The sequence below is a fragment of the Enterobacter sp. SCRI0065 genome, from assembly GCF_059766475.1.
Window position 1 is genome coordinate 1 of the sequence record NZ_JCBAJB010000022.1, and the last position, 1,863, is coordinate 1,863.

Below are 1,863 nucleotides of genomic sequence, written 5' to 3' on the forward strand. Positions count from 1 at the left end.
CATTGTGAGTTCGAAGAGTAGGGCGGGACACGTGGTATCCTGTCTGAATATGGGGGGACCATCCTCCAAGGCTAAATACTCCTGACTGACCGATAGTGAACCAGTACCGTGAGGGAAAGGCGAAAAGAACCCCGGCGAGGGGAGTGAAACAGAACCTGAAACCGTGTACGTACAAGCAGTGGGAGCCTTGATTTATCAGGGTGACTGCGTACCTTTTGTATAATGGGTCAGCGACTTATATTCTGTAGCAAGGTTAACCGTATAGGGGAGCCGAAGGGAAACCGAGTCTTAACTGGGCGTTAAGTTGCAGGGTATAGACCCGAAACCCGGTGATCTAGCCATGGGCAGGTTGAAGGTTGGGTAACACTAACTGGAGGACCGAACCGACTAATGTTGAAAAATTAGCGGATGACTTGTGGCTGGGGGTGAAAGGCCAATCAAACCGGGAGATAGCTGGTTCTCCCCGAAAGCTATTTAGGTAGCGCCTCGTGAACTCATCTTCGGGGGTAGAGCACTGTTTCGGCTAGGGGGCCATCCCGGCTTACCAACCCGATGCAAACTACGAATACCGAAGAATGTTATCACGGGAGACACACGGCGGGTGCTAACGTCCGTCGTGAAGAGGGAAACAACCCAGACCGCCAGCTAAGGTCCCAAAGTCACAGTTAAGTGGGAAACGATGTGGGAAGGCACAGACAGCCAGGATGTTGGCTTAGAAGCAGCCATCATTTAAAGAAAGCGTAATAGCTCACTGGTCGAGTCGGCCTGCGCGGAAGATGTAACGGGGCTAAACTGTGCACCGAAGCTGCGGCAGCGACGCTTAGGCGTTGTTGGGTAGGGGAGCGTTCTGTAAGCCGTCGAAGGTGTCCTGTGAGGGATGCTGGAGGTATCAGAAGTGCGAATGCTGACATAAGTAACGATAAAGCGGGTGAAAAACCCGCTCGCCGGAAGACCAAGGGTTCCTGTCCAACGTTAATCGGGGCAGGGTGAGTCGACCCCTAAGGCGAGGCCGAAAGGCGTAGTCGATGGGAAACAGGTTAATATTCCTGTACTCGGTGTTACTGCGAAGGGGGGACGGAGAGGGCTATGTTAGCCGGGCGACGGTTGTCCCGGTTTAAGCATGTAGGCGGAGCGTTTAGGTAAATCCGGACGCTTATTCAACGCTGAGGTGTGATGACGAGGCACTACGGTGCTGAAGTAACAAATGCCGCACTTCCAGGAAAAGCCTCTAAGCATCAGGTAACATCAAATCGTACCCCAAACCGACACAGGTGGTCAGGTAGAGAATACCAAGGCGCTTGAGAGAACTCGGGTGAAGGAACTAGGCAAAATGGTGCCGTAACTTCGGGAGAAGGCACGCTGATGGTAGGTGAAGTGACTTGCTCACGGAGCTGAAATCAGTCGAAGATACCAGCTGGCTGCAACTGTTTATTAAAAACACAGCACTGTGCAAACACGAAAGTGGACGTATACGGTGTGACGCCTGCCCGGTGCCGGAAGGTTAATTGATGGGGTTAGCGGCAACGCGAAGCTCTTGATCGAAGCCCCGGTAAACGGCGGCCGTAACTATAACGGTCCTAAGGTAGCGAAATTCCTTGTCGGGTAAGTTCCGACCTGCACGAATGGCGTAATGATGGCCAGGCTGTCTCCACCCGAGACTCAGTGAAATTGAAATCGCTGTGAAGATGCAGTGTACCCGCGGCAAGACGGAAAGACCCCGTGAACCTTTACTATAGCTTGACACTGAACACTGGTCCTTGATGTGTAGGATAGGTGGGAGGCTTTGAAGCGAGGACGCCAGTTCTTGTGGAGCCAACCTTGAAATACCACCCTTTAATGGCTGGTGTTCTAACGTAGACCCGT

The 1,863-nt window shown here is 52.7% G+C and carries 1 rRNA gene; it reads left to right on the top strand.

Features of this window, described 5'->3' with window-relative positions:
- Positions 1–1,863, top strand: a 23S ribosomal RNA gene (locus tag AC6EMZ_RS23205); the annotation flags it as partial.